The sequence below is a fragment of the Salinimicrobium xinjiangense DSM 19287 genome (genome assembly GCF_000423585.1).
GTDB lineage: Bacteria > Bacteroidota > Bacteroidia > Flavobacteriales > Flavobacteriaceae > Salinimicrobium > Salinimicrobium xinjiangense.
On sequence record NZ_AUIG01000008.1, the window covers coordinates 176,010 to 190,220 of the forward strand.

Below are 14,211 nucleotides of genomic sequence, written 5' to 3' on the forward strand. Positions count from 1 at the left end.
AAGTGGAGATTCGAGAGAAATCTCAATACTCACTACTCAATACTAAATACTAAATAATGAGCACACAAGCAGATAGCAGCAAAAAAGACCTTCTTCGCGGAGGGCAGTTCCTGGTTAAGGAAACTCGGGCAGAGGACGTTTTCACTCCCGAAGATTTCACCGATGAACAAAAAATGATGCGGGAGAGCGTTCAGGAATTCGTGAACAGAGAGCTAATGCCCAGAAGGGAAGAGTTTGAAAATAAGAATTATGAACTTACCGAGGAACTGATGAGGAAAGCCGGAGAAATGGGCTTTTTAGGAGTTTCAGTACCCGAAGAGTATGACGGACTCGGAATGGGTTTTGTCACCACAATGCTGGTGGTAGATTTCATCTCGGGAGCGACGGGTTCTTTCTCAACAGCTTTTGGAGCACATTCAGGGATCGGGACTTTGCCAATTACACTTTACGGTACAGAGGAACAAAAGAAAAAATACCTTCCTAAGCTGGGAACAGGAGAATGGTTTGGAGCGTATGCTTTAACCGAACCGGGAGCAGGTAGTGACGCCAATTCAGGAAAAACCAGAGCTGTACTTTCTGAAGATGGTAAATACTACAATATCACCGGGCAAAAAATGTGGATCTCCAATGCAGGATTTTGCGATATGATGATCGTCTTTGCAAGAATAGAAGATGACAAAAATATCACCGGTTTCATTGTAGAATACGACTCAGAAAATCCAAACGGAATTTCCCTTGGAGAAGAAGAAAAGAAACTGGGAATCCACTCCTCCTCTACCCGTCAGGTGTTTTTTAATGATACGAAAGTACCAGTAGAAAATATGTTGTCTGAAAGAGGAAGCGGTTTCAAGATCGCAATGAATGCACTAAATGTTGGCCGGATTAAACTCGCAGGAGCATGTTTAGATGCCCAAAGAAGGACTATAGACGCTGCAGTAAAATATGCAAACGAACGGGTACAGTTCAAAACACCTATTGCAAATTTTGGAGCTATAAGATCAAAACTTGCCGAAATGGCTACTTCAGCTTATGTTGGAGAATCGGCTTCATATCGTGCTGCTAAAGACATTGAGGACAGGATTTCCATCCGTCAGGAAGAAGGAAATTCTCACCAGGAAGCCGAGCTAAAAGGTGTAGAAGAATATGCTATAGAATGTTCTGTTTTGAAGGTCGCTGTTTCCGAAGATCTTCAGAATTGTACAGATGAGGGAATACAGATCTTTGGAGGAATGGGCTTCTCGGCCGATGCTCCAATGGAGTCTGCCTGGAGGGATGCAAGAATTACCCGCATCTATGAAGGTACCAACGAGATTAACCGCATGTTATGTGTGGGCATGCTTATCAAGAAAGCTATGAAAGGCCATGTAGATCTTTTAGGTCCTGCAACAAAAGTGGGGGAAGAACTCACCGGGATTCCTTCTTTTGATAAACCCGATTTTTCTGAGCTTTTTGCTGAAGAAAAAGAAATGATCAAAAAACTGAAGAAAGTATTCCTGATGGTTTCAGGTAGTGCAGTACAGAAATTCGGACCTCAGCTCGAAGATCACCAACAGTTGTTACTGGCATCTGCAGATATTCTCATAGAGATCTACATGGCCGAATCTGCAATCCTGAGAACTGAAAAGAATGCGAAACGTTTTGGGGCAGATAGCCAGAAAGAACAGATCGCAATGGCAAAACTTTACCTTTATCACGCAGTAGATATCATCAATAGCCGCGCAAAAGAAGGGATAGTTTCCTTTGCTGAAGGAGACGAGCAAAGAATGATGTTGATGGGATTAAAGAGATTCACCAAATATGAGAATCATCCAAATGTGGTTGAGCTTAGAAATACGATAGCTGAAAAAGTGGTGTCAGAAAACAAATACCCTTTCTAATATTCAATTTGCACTTTTAAATCTGTTGAAGGTCGCCTCTGGGCGGCCTTTTTCTTTTGTACTAAATTCCCAGAACAGAACAGGCTCCCATTACCTGGAACTGCAGGTGTGTGCCGGGGTAAATTTCCAGGTAAGGAAAAGACAAATACCCCGGCATTCTGCCTGAAATCTTAAACTTACAGAAGGTCCTCCTCACTCAACAGAGCCCTGATCTGAGCTTCAGAAGCCATTCCGTGAGAGAAGTTCATTGCAGTCTCAATTAACGCCAAATGAGAATATGCCTGAGGGAAATTCCCTAATAGCCTTTTGGTTTCAAAATCAAGATCTTCACTGAAAAGGCCCAGATGATTACTGTAGGATAATAATTCATCGAACATCTTCATTGCTTTTTCCCGTTCTCCTATTTTGAAAAGACTGTTTATAAACCAGAAAGTGCAGATAGTAAAAGAAGAAGAAGGAAGCCCAAAATCATCCTGATTTTTATATCTAAAAAGCAATCCATTATAACACAATTCCTTTTCTGTAGCCTGAACAGTACTAATATACCGTGGATCTTTAGCTTTAATAAATCCATAATTTTCCATTAAAAGAGTCGAAGCATCGAGATCTTTGGAACCGTAAGACTGCGTATATGCCTGCATTTCATCATTCCATCCATTTTCATAGATGTCATCATGGATCTCCTTTCTCAGGTCTTTCCACTTTTGATCATTTATTCCGTTTCTCAAGATCTCGCCGATCTTTACAGCCCGGTCAACAGCTACCCAGCAGAGCAGTTTGGAAAATGTAAAATGGCGCTCTTCTGTCCTGAATTCCCAAATTCCCTTGTCCGGTTGCCTCCAATGCTCTTCTACGATCCTGACAATTCCGCGAACAATAGTCCAGAGCTCCTCACTATTTTCAAGAGTAGTTTCAAACTGTAAGAACTGCTGATATATCACCTCCATCAGAATGCCGTAAATATCATTCTGTTTCTGTATATAGGCTGCATTTCCAATCCTTACCGGCTTAGAACCTTCATAACCTTCCAGATGATCCAGGATATGTTCAGTGAGTTCCTTTTCCCCATTAATGCCATACATGATCTGCAGCTTTTCATCCTTATGAGGTATTAAATTGATCACAAACTGTAAAAAATGTTCTGCAGATTCTTTATGTCCCAGGCTGTTCATGACCTTAATTACCATTGAGGCATCACGAATCCAACAAAAACGATAATCCCAGTTCCGCACTTCGCCTATAGTCTCAGGTAAGGAGGTTGTCACTGCTGCAAGCACTGCCCCTGTTTTTTGGTAACTCATAGCCTTTAGAACCAGGGCACTACGGCTTATTTCTTCTCCATAAAATGGAAACTTAGTTGTTTCTTCGCTCCAGTTCATCCAATAGGTTTTGGTGCGCTGAAATTTAAGGTAAGCCCTTTCAAGATTTTGCTCCCTTAGTTTTTCGTGATAGCCTAACAGGAAATATACATTCTTAGTGAGACTTATCTCTTCTCCGTTAAGAACCTCATCCAGGTCCAGGCTGGTGTAGAGATATAGAGAATCGTAAGTGCCTTTCCTGGTGAAGCTTTTTAAGTAATAGCGGTGATTTTCCGTAAAAGTTTCTTCTTTGGCATAATTCAACCTGGGCTCATATTTTACTCTAAGCTTAGGTTTCCCTTTTAAGAGGTAAATGAACCTTACGATATCAGGTGGTGCATAAAAGCTTCCGTTTTCTTCCCTGTACCTCGGCATAAAATCTATAACCTGAAATGCTGCTTCTTCCGAAGAAAAAGTTGTGCACAGGATATTAGTTTTCCACAGGTATTTTTGGCTTATACTGTAATTATCATCTACTTCGAAGGAAAAACTTCCTCCAATATTCTTGTCGAGCAGTTTAGCAAAGACTGAAGCGGAGTTAAAATTGGGCAAACAACACCAGTCAAGCGAGCCCTTTTTTGAGATCAAAGCGGCACTTTTGCAATTGCCGATTAGCCCATAGTCCAATGTATTCATGTAGTCTTAAAGTTCTTTTAAAATGGTAGGGTCCTTATTTAAAATTTCGGAAATTTAAGGAAAATGAATTATATAGAACGTGCTGAAAAAACATTATGGGCAAAACAATAATTATCTCTAATCGCCTACCCTTACAAATAAATATTACCGAAAACAATGATTTAGAAGTCACACCGAGTGTAGGAGGCCTGGCAACAGGCCTTAAGAGCTTTCATGAGGAAGGTGACAGCATTTGGATTGGATGGACAGGAATTGCCGAAGAAGATATTATTCCCGAGCTACGGGAGGATATTGATCGTGAAGTAAAAAATCAGAGCTGTGTTCCTGTTTCCTTAACTTCTGAAGAAATAGAAAAATTCTATTACGGCTTCAGCAACAGAACCATCTGGCCCCTTTTCCATTATTTTATGGAATTTACCGAATTCGATCCCGATCATTGGGAGGCTTACAAAAAGGTAAATGAAAAATATGCTGAAGCTGTCATAGACCGTCTGGATGACGACGACGTGGTGTGGGTTCACGACTACCAGTTACTATTGCTACCCGAATATATCAGACGAAAGAAACCTAATGTTACTATTGGCTTCTTTAATCATATTCCTTTTCCATCTTCAGAAGTGTTTAGAACCCTTCCCTGGAGAGAAGAAATCTTAAGAGGAATGTTGGGTGCAGACCTGATTGGTTTTCACACCTATGAATATGAAAGACACTTTTTAAGATCTGTCAATAGAATTCTTAGATATGACATCAATTTTAATAGTGTCAATATTGGTAACAGGATCGTGCGGTCAGACTCTTTTCCAATGGGCATAGATTATAAGAAATTTTACCAATCGGCCAAAGAGCACAAGAATCAGCCACGAAGTGAGAATTCAGATATTCAGAAAAAACTGGATTATCACAAATATGTTACCCGCAACACCAAACTTATCCTTTCTATTGACCGGCTTGATTACACCAAAGGAATTGCAAATCGTATAAGAGCGTTTGGGTATTTCCTGGAAAAATATCCGGAATATCAGGAAAAGGTGAGGCTAATTATGCTTGCAGTCCCGTCCCGAACTAATGTACCACAATACCAATTACTTAAAAAAGAGATCGATGAACTGGTTGGTCGCATTAACGGCCAGTTTGCCACCATCAACTGGACGCCTATCTGGTACTTTTACAGGTCAATGCCATTTGAAAATCTTATAGATCTCTATTCTTCAAGTGATGTGGCTCTTATTACTCCTACCCGGGATGGTATGAACCTCGTTGCAAAAGAATATGTGGCTACCCGCACAGACCAGACAGGAGTGTTGATCTTAAGTGAAATGGCTGGTGCTGCACATGAGTTAAATGAAGCACTCATCATAAACCCCAACAATTTCGAGCAAATTGTTGATACGATGAAAATGGCCCTTGAAATGCCAAAAGAAGAACAGATACGACGCAACAAGGTGCTTCAGAAAAGGTTGAAGAGATATAACGTAGAACGCTGGGCAAAAGACTTCATGAAGAGTCTTAAAGAGACCAGAACTTCAAGAACATCTTTTAAAAGTATTGCTCTGACTGACAATATTAAAAAAGATCTTTTTGACAAATACAGTGCAGCTCAAAACAGGATCATGTTTCTGGACTATGATGGTACTCTGAGAAAATTTGTAGATAAACCGGAGGACGCACACCCCGATCCCGAACTATTGGAGCTTGTCACACGCCTGGGAGAGCAAAAAAATAACCGGGTGATTCTCATTAGCGGTAGAGATAAAGAAACCTTGGGAACCTGGTGGAAAAATGTACCCGTAGAACTTATCGCCGAACACGGTGTTTGGAACAGGCCGGCGAACGGGGAATGGGAACTTACAGAAAATTTAAATAACAGCTGGATGACTACAGTAAGACCGGTTTTAGAAACATTTGTAGATCGTACTCCCGGTACTTTTATAGAGGAAAAGAATTTTTCCCTGGCATGGCATTACCGTAAAGCCAATCCCGAACTCGGTGAAGTTAGGGCGAATGAACTCTCGGCTGTTCTTATGGACATGATCTCCAATCACGGATTAAGTGTGTTACAGGGAAATAAAGTACTGGAGATCAAAAACAGTGGAGTAAATAAAGGAAAGGCAGCTAATAAACGACTGGTGGAAAAATACGATTTCATCTTCGCAATAGGGGATGACTGGACAGATGAATACCTGTTTAGAGAATTGCCAGATCAAACTGTCTCTGTCAAAGTAGGAAGAAATAAAACAGAAGCTAAATATTTTATTGAAGACGTAGACGAGGTGAGAGAGTTGCTACGGGAATTTTCAAGCCTCACCTATTAAGTCGAAGTGTATAATGGCTGTTAAATATCAGCCAAAAAACGTGAATTTTTTAAATCAACCTTAACTAGGCATTCTCTTACATACCATTAATTTAGAAGTATATTAGCATATATTTTTAACCATTATCAATTAGAAAAAATAGTCAAACATGAAAACAGGAAAATTTATAGCAGGAATACTTTCAGGAGCTGCAATTGGTGCTATTGCAGGTATTTTATTTGCGCCTAAAAAAGGAACTGATACCAGAAAAAACATTACAGATAAAAGCAACGAATATATGTACGGGGCTAAAAGTAAATATAATGATCTGGCCGATAATCTTTCCCACAGATATGATTCTGTAAAGGCAAAAATGAGAGGTCAATCCAAAAAAATGGAAAACACTATGGATGGAGATGACAAGATCATTTACTAGATAAAAGATCCTTTCTAATAAAGCTGCCGTTGTGCAGCTTTTTTTATGCCCAATTTTTATTACTTTGGGAAATCAATATTTATAAAATTATACCATGCTCAAAAATGCCCTTTTTACTACCTTATTTTTTGTAGGTCTTACCATTACTGCTCAAAACAAAACAGCTCCTCCGCAGGTAGATCTAAGGATCTATGACATCATAGAAGCAGTCTCGGCAGACAGTATTGAAGCAGACATACGTAGACTGGCAGGTTTTGGAACCCGAAATACTTTTAGTGATACAATTTCCACCACCCGTGGAATTGGAGCTGCCAGAAGATTTATAAAAGCCGATTTTGATCAAATCTCCCAAAATTGTAATAATTGTCTGGATGTTTTTTATCAAAAGGATTTTGTCACAAAAGATGATGGAAACCGTGTGCCCAAGGATGCCTGGGTGGTTAATGTAGTGGCAGTGCAAAAAGGCTCAAAATATCCAAACCGATACATCATAATGAGCGGGGATATCGATTCCCGTGCGAGTAATACTATGGATTTTACTACAGACGCTCCCGGAGCAAATGATAACGCCAGTGGAATGGCCGGAGTCATGGAGGCAGCGAGAGTGCTTTCTAAATATAATTTTGAAAGTAGTATTGTTTACCTCGGTTTATCGGGAGAGGAACAGGGATTATTTGGCGGACAAGGATTTGCTAAAATGGCAAAAGAAAATGGCTGGGATATTATCGGGGTCTTTAATAATGACATGATAGGGAATATTGAAGGAGTAGACGGTGTCATAGACAACCGGAGCTTCAGGATCTTTTCGGAACCTGTTCCTCCGACCGAAACAGAAAGAGAACGTAATATGAGAAGGTACTATGGGGGCGAAGTAGACGGAATTTCACGCCAGCTGGCTCGTTATGTGCACCGGACAACAGAAACCTATATGCCCGAAATGAATCCTATGATGGTTTACAGGCTTGACCGCTTTGGGCGGGGAGGGCATCACAGGCCCTTCAATGATCTTGGCTTCGCTGGAATAAGGATAATGGAAGCCCACGAGAATTATACCCAGCAACATCAGGATATACGTACAGAAAATGGAATTGAATACGGGGATGTTATTGAGCATGTGAATTTTGATTATGCTGCCAAATTAACAGCTGTGAATGCAATAAATATGGCAAGTCTTGCATGGGCTCCTCCAGCTCCGGAAAATGTTGCCATTGGCGGAATCGTGGAACCATCGGCTAAACTGAAATGGGACAAGGTTCAAGGTGAAAATGTTGCCGGTTACAAAATATACTGGCGGGATACTACCTCCCCACAATGGGAGCATTCCAGATTTGTGGGAGATGTTAACAGTTTTACCCTTGAAGGAATCGTAATTGATAATTTCTTCTTTGGAGTTGCCAGTGTAGGCAAAAATGGAAATGAAAGTGTGATTGTTTTTCCTTCCACGACTTTCAGGGATTAAATTTTTTGAAAATTTTGAACTTATAGGGATCTCTAAACGATCCCTATTTTTTTGGAATGAGCAATTGCTTTTCCACTATCCTCAAAATAACAGGCAGCAACTCCAAGGTCTTCTATATTATCAAGGACCTTCTTTACTTTATCTTTTTGCTTTTTTGAAGTTTGTCTTATGTAGACAGCCCTGATGTTCAAAGGAAACATCTTGACGATCCTTTCATAAAGGTATGGGTCATGCTGAGAATCATCCCCCATAAGGACATATTGGAGTTGTGGATAAAACGAAATAATATCCTTAATTTTTATGAATTTATGATCGTGCCCTCCCCTACCGGTAAAAAGAAAATCTCCAAGACCTGTTTTTATACTTTTTAGTTTAATTACAGCCTTGGGTAATTTATGTTTTCGGGCAAATTGAAGTATAAATTCATATAAGTTCCACTCACTGCTGGAAACATAAAAGAAGGAGTTGAATTCTCCTTCTTCTTCCTGCCCGGCCCTACTTAAAGCCTGATAGTGTGGCACAACATCATCAAACACCTCCCGGTTATCAATATTTTGGGTAAGGATCACATAGAGTTTCTTAAAAAAGTTTTGAGTGTGAGAGATCAGGAAAGTGTCATCAATATCTGAAATGATGCCGAGTTTACTTTTAAATGGTTTTAAAAGCTCTCCTTTTTCGACAATTCCGAACTCCCCTATTTTACAGGTGACAGTATAAGGATGCCATCCACTTTCCAGAAATTTATTGTAAGGAAGATTAAACCTGAAATATCCATCGTCTGTAGTTTTTGTTTCAACCTCCAGATCTCTGAAGTTGAGCTTAATCCTGGCATTTTTAATTGGATTTATTGTGAACATTTTATATACAGATTTGGCATGCCGGTATCCTTTACGGTCAATCTCATATTTATCTGGTGCCCAGGAATCGAAAACATGCCCAAAAACTACCAGCTCCTGGTCATTTACATAACCCCTGTATAATTTAAGGTCTAATTTCATTTTAATTTTATTTAACGCCATTCCCTCCCAAATTAATTATTTTTAGGCACAAGCTCAATTATATGACCAATTTTAGCAGGGTTTTAATGGTGGTCAATCCTATTTCGGGAGGCAAAGACAAATCTGTACTCATAAAAGAAGTTAAGAGGATCATCAGGGAAAAAAATCTTGAACCTCGCCTGTTCCTAACCAGGGGAACAGGAGATAAAGAGGCACTGCAAAAAGAGATCGAAGATTTTGATCCACAAAGGATATTGTCAATTGGAGGGGACGGGACAATAAAGCTCATTGCAGAAATTCTTCAGGATGATTCTATTCCCCTGGGAATATATCCCGCCGGTTCTGCCAACGGACTGGCAGAAAATTTTAACCTTCCCGCAGATATATCTGAAATTACAGAAGTAGCCCTGGGAAATAAATTTGCAAAGCTGGATACGATTCTGGTAAACAATGAATATTGCCTTCATATTAGTGATATAGGTCTAAATGCAGCTTTAATAAAAAATTACCAGGAAGGAAACATCAGGGGAAAACTCGGATATCTCATTCAATCTATCCCCACCTTGATACAGAGTGATTTTCCATTTCAATTCAAAATTGAAGCCGATGGTAAGGAAATTACGCGCAAAGCAGTGTTAATTGCTATTGCAAATGCCCAAAAATATGGTACCGGAGCAAACATCAATCCCAATGGGCACTATGATGACGGCAGGTTCGAGATTCTCATTTTTAAAGAATTTAATATTCCTCAAATTCTTCAGACTTTTAGAGAGAATGTCGAATTGAGTGAAGAATTCCTCGAAATAATTCCGGCTGTAGAGGCGAAAATAACCAGTAATAAGAATATCCCTTTCCAAATAGACGGCGAATACAGGGGTGACATCAGGGAAGTTAAAGCGCGAATCTCTCCTATTAAAATGAGAATTGCGGTTCCATGAAAAATATTCGATTCCTTTCCTAATTCGCTGACATTACGCTAGTCAATACCCCCTTTTAATGCTTAATTAACAATACTTTAGGCTGCTCTTAATTAAAATAGGGGTCAAAATCAGTAATTTAGAATCAAGTATAATCTAACTAATAAAAAAGAAATATTATGGCAGAGATTAAGATCGAAAAAAAGAAACCAATTTGGCCCTGGATCATCCTGGCCTTAGTTATTCTGGCTCTCTTATACTTCTTTGTATTTGCAGACGACGATAACGATGACATGGATGATACCACTACAGAACAGGTAGAAGGAGCCACAGTGTGGGAAGATGACACAGATACTACCACCTGGGATACGGAAACTGACACCACAAATTGGAATACCCAGGGAGACACCATGTCGGCCACAGGTCAGGGTGTTGAAGGTTATCTCAGTTATATCTCTGATAATAACAGAATGGGGGTAGATCACCAATACACTAATAATGCTATCATTCAATTAATGAATGCTGTACAGGCCAAGGCAAATGAAATGAATTATGACATTAGTGCAGATATGCAGGCCATAAGACAAGATGCACAGGCCATTCAGCGTGATCCTTCAGCAACCACACATGCAAACAAGATTAAAGACGCCGGCACTAAACTGGCGAATGTGATTGAAAAGATGCAGAAGGAAAAATTTCCTAATCTTTCTTCAGATGTTCAGGAGGTAAAAACCGCGGTTCAGAATATTGAACCTTCGACTCAAACCCTTCAGCAAAGAGATCAGATTAAAAAGTTTTTTGACGAGGCAGGCGATGTTTTGAGAAAAATGAGCTAATTAATAATATTAAAATCAGACAGAATTATGGCAGATAGAAAAGAACATAGAAAACATTTGTATTACTTACATGAGTTATCAGATTTTAAAGTAGACAGCGACGACCCGGATGTAAGAGGTTGGCCTGTTAAAGATGTTGACAACAGAGTAGTTGGAAAAGTAGACAATCTTCTTGTAAGTAAAGAGAAAAAGAGAGTAGTTTACCTCGACGTCGAGGTAGATAAATCTATCATTGATGCAAATCATGATCCTTATGGTAATCCTGCGAGTGAAGTTCACGAATTTATTAATCGTGACGGGGAAAACCACCTTATCCTTCCAATAGGTTTGGCAAGGTTAAATGTTGATGATAAGTACGTCTATACAGATAAGATAAATCACAGAACCTTTGCCGAAACCAAAAGAATGGAAAAAGGTTATGACGTAGACAGGGATTATGAGGTTGTAGTACTTGAATCTTATAATCGTGATCTCGACAGAGACAATCGAAGAGATAATGATCTAGACGCCGAAAGAAGAAGAATGCAGGAAGCTGACAGAGATCGTGATACAACTCTTAGCGACAGAGATCGCACAATAACAGATCGTGATCATACAGATCGCGACCGTGATAACTTAACCGGTAGAGATACTGGAAGAACTACAGACAGACGAGATAGCGGTAGAATTCCGGAAGATGACTCTTTCTATGACAGAGGAGAATTCGACCGTACCAGATATCGTGATAACAGATAGATATCTGTTTCAACAAAACAGGGCTATTTAAAACAGTCATTTTATTCTAAATTAATTCATTGAAGAAGATAACATTTTTTTTCGATGAGTAGCTGAGAATAAAATATACGTTTTGAATAGCCTTTTTTTAATTACAAAACTTTAAGTATGAATTACTCCAGGGTTAACTTTAAAAATTCTGAAGGTCTCGAACTTGCAGGATATCTTGACCTTCCTATTAACACTCATCCACATAGCTATGTTTTATTCGCCCATTGCTTTACCTGTAACAAGAACTTCTTTGCTGTAAAGAATATAGCAAGAGCCTTATCTGCTCAAGGATATGGAGTATTAAGATTTGATTTTACAGGTCTGGGAGAGAGTGACGGGGAATTTGGAGATTCTACATTTTCAGGAAATGTTCAGGACCTGCTTTCGGCAGCAGACTTTCTTGAAAGGGAATATAAAGCTCCCGAAATGCTTATAGGACACTCCCTGGGAGGTGCTGCGGTTATTTTTGCTGCAGCCAAGTTACCTTCAGTAAAAAGCGTCGTTACCATAGGTGCACCTTCTTCTCCCGTGCATGTGAAAAATCTGCTCAGATCAAACCTCGAGGAAATTGAACAAAACGGTATAGCCGAAGTAAATGTAGGAGGTAGAAATTTTACTATAAAAAAGGATTTTTTAGACGACATCAATAATCATGATCTTTCAGATTTTGCCAGTGAGCTGAAGAAGGCATTTTTGATCATGCATTCTCCCCAGGATCATGTTGTAGAAATAAGCAATGCCGAAACGCTTTATAAAAAAGTAAGACACCCAAAAAGTTTTGTTTCTCTTGACGGGGCAGATCATTTACTTTCAAATAAAAAGGATTCCGGGTACACAGGAAAAGTTATTGCATCCTGGGCATCTCGTTATCTGGAGATTCCCGAGGAAAAAGATCTCGAGACTAAACACCAGGTCGTAGCGAACCTTGGAGAGGAAGGCTATACCACCCAATTAAAAGCAGGAAAGCACTACCTGACCGCCGATGAACCTGTTTCTTTTGGAGGAGAAGATTTTGGTCCTTCGCCATACGAACTTCTTTCGGCGGGATTGGCTGCATGTACTTCCATGACCATTCAAATGTACGCCCGACGAAAAAAATGGCCTCTCAAAAATGTGGAAACCCACGTAAACCATAAAAAAACTCATGCCGAGGACTGTGAAAGCTGTGAAAGAAATACATCAAAAATAGATGTATTTGAAAGAGAAATCGTTCTGCAAGGGAATCTTGATGAGGCACAGCAGCAAAAAATTCTCGAAATAGCCGATAAATGTCCGGTGCATAGAACCCTTTCGAACAAAGTTGGTATCTCTACACATCTCAGAAAAATTAAATAAAAAGGGGGGTCAGTTCTATCTCATTTCTTGAATTTCTTCTTGATCTTATCTATCCAATTTTCTCCAGCACCCGGTCTGTCGTAACCGAGTAAATAACCTACTGGCTCCATACCGTTGGTATGATCAAATAAGATCTTTAAAATTGAAAACAGTGGCACGAAGAGGATCAAACCGGCGGGACCCCATATGATCCCACCCAAAAGAATGGCTAAAATTATAAACAATGGACTCTGCTCTACTTCTGACCCAATAATCAATGGCTCGAGAACATAACTCTCAATAAGCTGTATGATCGCGATGATGATGGTAAAGGATATAATCTCTCCAGAAGTGCCACCGAAGATCACCAAAAACAGAATAGGAATAGTTCCACTAATAAAGGGTCCTATATAGGGTATAATTGTAATTAGAGCGCCAAATAAAATGAGTAAACCTGTATGTCGAAGATCGTAAGCGGTGAAAAGTACCAGATACATAGCTGCAAGAATGATCATCACCTGCACTCTGCCCCAAAGATATTTATGTGCAACCACTCTGGTTTTGGAAATAATATTTCTTGTTTCTTCCCTCCTATCGGGTGCGACGTACATCATCAAGAACTTCATAAATTTCTCCCGGTTTACAAGGATGAGGAAAATAAAGATCAACACGAGTAAAAAATTAAGAAGCATGCCAGTAACTCCTGCAAGGATTCCGGAGACATAAGACTGGGTCACATTAAGTATCTGCATCACACTATCCCGCAACATTTGGTCCTGCTGCTCAAGGGAAAAACCTGTAATATCGGCCATTTTCCGCTGCATAGAAAAGAAATAATTCATCACCTGTTCACGACTCTCAATAATATCCTGAAGAAAAACGCCCAACTGCCGAATAAAAAAGAATATAAGAAGCCCCACTCCAATAAAAACAACAAAGGTTCCAATGAAAGAAGACAACATTTTCCCGGTACGTCCACCTTTTTCCAACCAGGTAACAAGAGGATAAATGAGGGCAGCAAAAAAAACTGCAAAAGTGAAAGGTACTAAGAGTGAAGCGCCATAGTAAAGTGCAGCAATTATGAGGGCGATAAAAATGAAAATTTGATTACTCTTCCTTATTTTTTCAAATTTCATTTCTATTGGTGTTTTGATATTTTAGAAAAAAGATAAGGAATTTCCTCAAATTGTTCTTTTGGTCACCAGGGAAACAGTAGCTTTCTAACAAAAAATTCTCAACTGAAAGCCTGTTATTGTTAAGCTCTCCTTAATTTTTTGGCAGTAGGAGCCTTTTACAATAATTTAGATTTTACTAATCAAAATTT

11 protein-coding genes are annotated in these 14,211 nt (G+C 39.5%); 8 read left to right on the forward strand and 3 right to left on the reverse strand.

Features of this window, described 5'->3' with window-relative positions; translation table 11 throughout:
* The first annotated feature begins 56 nt into the window (after nucleotides 1-56).
* On the forward strand, nucleotides 57-1,877 hold the full coding sequence (locus G564_RS0104340) for an acyl-CoA dehydrogenase family protein (protein WP_029036585.1): 1,821 nt from the start codon (nucleotides 57-59) through the stop codon (nucleotides 1,875-1,877).
* 176 nt (nucleotides 1,878-2,053) lie between these two features.
* Here G564_RS0104340 and G564_RS0104350 read toward each other — a convergent pair whose 3' ends face one another.
* Nucleotides 2,054-3,871, reverse strand: coding sequence for a glycoside hydrolase family 15 protein (locus G564_RS0104350; protein ID WP_029036586.1), 1,818 nt, complete (start codon nucleotides 3,869-3,871; stop codon nucleotides 2,054-2,056).
* 95 nt (nucleotides 3,872-3,966) lie between these two features.
* Here G564_RS0104350 and G564_RS0104355 point away from each other — a divergent pair, with 95 nt between their 5' ends.
* The 3 genes from G564_RS0104355 to G564_RS0104365 all read left to right on the forward strand — a co-directional run bounded on the left by G564_RS0104355 (nucleotide 3,967) and on the right by G564_RS0104365 (nucleotide 8,057).
* Nucleotides 3,967-6,183 carry a bifunctional alpha,alpha-trehalose-phosphate synthase (UDP-forming)/trehalose-phosphatase gene (locus tag G564_RS0104355; protein WP_029036587.1) on the forward strand — a complete coding sequence of 739 codons (2,217 nt, stop codon included), beginning with the start codon at nucleotides 3,967-3,969 and terminating at the stop codon, nucleotides 6,181-6,183.
* Between the two features lie 148 nt (nucleotides 6,184-6,331).
* Nucleotides 6,332-6,598 (forward strand): YtxH domain-containing protein, encoded by a 267-nt coding sequence (locus G564_RS0104360; RefSeq protein WP_029036588.1) that lies wholly within the window; start codon nucleotides 6,332-6,334, stop codon nucleotides 6,596-6,598.
* Between the two features lie 94 nt (nucleotides 6,599-6,692).
* Complete coding sequence (locus G564_RS0104365; RefSeq protein WP_029036589.1) at nucleotides 6,693-8,057, forward strand: M28 family peptidase; 1,365 nt, start codon at nucleotides 6,693-6,695, stop codon at nucleotides 8,055-8,057.
* 32 nt (nucleotides 8,058-8,089) lie between these two features.
* Here the strand turns inward: G564_RS0104365 and G564_RS0104370 are convergent, their stop codons facing one another.
* On the reverse strand, nucleotides 8,090-9,055 hold the full coding sequence (locus tag G564_RS0104370) for an App1 family protein (protein ID WP_029036590.1): 966 nt from the start codon (nucleotides 9,053-9,055) through the stop codon (nucleotides 8,090-8,092).
* Between the two features lie 62 nt (nucleotides 9,056-9,117).
* On the opposite strand from G564_RS0104370, the gene G564_RS0104375 reads away from it, so the two are divergent.
* The 4 genes from G564_RS0104375 to G564_RS0104390 all read left to right on the forward strand — a co-directional run bounded on the left by G564_RS0104375 (nucleotide 9,118) and on the right by G564_RS0104390 (nucleotide 12,908).
* Nucleotides 9,118-9,993 (forward strand): diacylglycerol/lipid kinase family protein, encoded by an 876-nt coding sequence (locus tag G564_RS0104375; RefSeq protein WP_029036591.1) that lies wholly within the window; start codon nucleotides 9,118-9,120, stop codon nucleotides 9,991-9,993.
* A gap of 158 nt (nucleotides 9,994-10,151) precedes the next feature.
* Nucleotides 10,152-10,808, forward strand: coding sequence for a hypothetical protein (locus G564_RS18540; protein WP_037373465.1), 657 nt, complete (start codon nucleotides 10,152-10,154; stop codon nucleotides 10,806-10,808).
* A gap of 27 nt (nucleotides 10,809-10,835) precedes the next feature.
* Entirely contained in the window at nucleotides 10,836-11,543 is a 708-nt protein-coding gene (locus G564_RS18545) for a PRC-barrel domain-containing protein (RefSeq protein ID WP_156879169.1), read from the forward strand.
* Between the two features lie 147 nt (nucleotides 11,544-11,690).
* Complete coding sequence (locus G564_RS0104390) at nucleotides 11,691-12,908, forward strand: bifunctional alpha/beta hydrolase/OsmC family protein (protein WP_029036592.1); 1,218 nt, start codon at nucleotides 11,691-11,693, stop codon at nucleotides 12,906-12,908.
* A 20-nt stretch (nucleotides 12,909-12,928) separates the two neighbouring features.
* On the opposite strand, the gene G564_RS0104395 is transcribed toward G564_RS0104390, so the two are convergent.
* Entirely contained in the window at nucleotides 12,929-14,023 is a 1,095-nt protein-coding gene (locus tag G564_RS0104395) for an AI-2E family transporter (protein ID WP_029036593.1), read from the reverse strand.
* Nucleotides 14,024-14,211 lie beyond the last annotated feature (188 nt).

Coding starts and splice junctions, on each gene's coding strand:
- G564_RS0104340 (WP_029036585.1), top strand. CDS start 57: ATGAGCACACAAGCAGATAGCAGCAAAAAAGACCTTCTTCGCGGAGGG.
- G564_RS0104350 (WP_029036586.1), bottom strand. CDS start 3,871: ATGAATACATTGGACTATGGGCTAATCGGCAATTGCAAAAGTGCCGCT.
- G564_RS0104355 (WP_029036587.1), top strand. CDS start 3,967: ATGGGCAAAACAATAATTATCTCTAATCGCCTACCCTTACAAATAAAT.
- G564_RS0104360 (WP_029036588.1), top strand. CDS start 6,332: ATGAAAACAGGAAAATTTATAGCAGGAATACTTTCAGGAGCTGCAATT.
- G564_RS0104365 (WP_029036589.1), top strand. CDS start 6,693: ATGCTCAAAAATGCCCTTTTTACTACCTTATTTTTTGTAGGTCTTACC.
- G564_RS0104370 (WP_029036590.1), bottom strand. CDS start 9,055: ATGAAATTAGACCTTAAATTATACAGGGGTTATGTAAATGACCAGGAG.
- G564_RS0104375 (WP_029036591.1), top strand. CDS start 9,118: ATGACCAATTTTAGCAGGGTTTTAATGGTGGTCAATCCTATTTCGGGA.
- G564_RS18540 (WP_037373465.1), top strand. CDS start 10,152: ATGGCAGAGATTAAGATCGAAAAAAAGAAACCAATTTGGCCCTGGATC.
- G564_RS18545 (WP_156879169.1), top strand. CDS start 10,836: ATGGCAGATAGAAAAGAACATAGAAAACATTTGTATTACTTACATGAG.
- G564_RS0104390 (WP_029036592.1), top strand. CDS start 11,691: ATGAATTACTCCAGGGTTAACTTTAAAAATTCTGAAGGTCTCGAACTT.
- G564_RS0104395 (WP_029036593.1), bottom strand. CDS start 14,023: ATGAAATTTGAAAAAATAAGGAAGAGTAATCAAATTTTCATTTTTATC.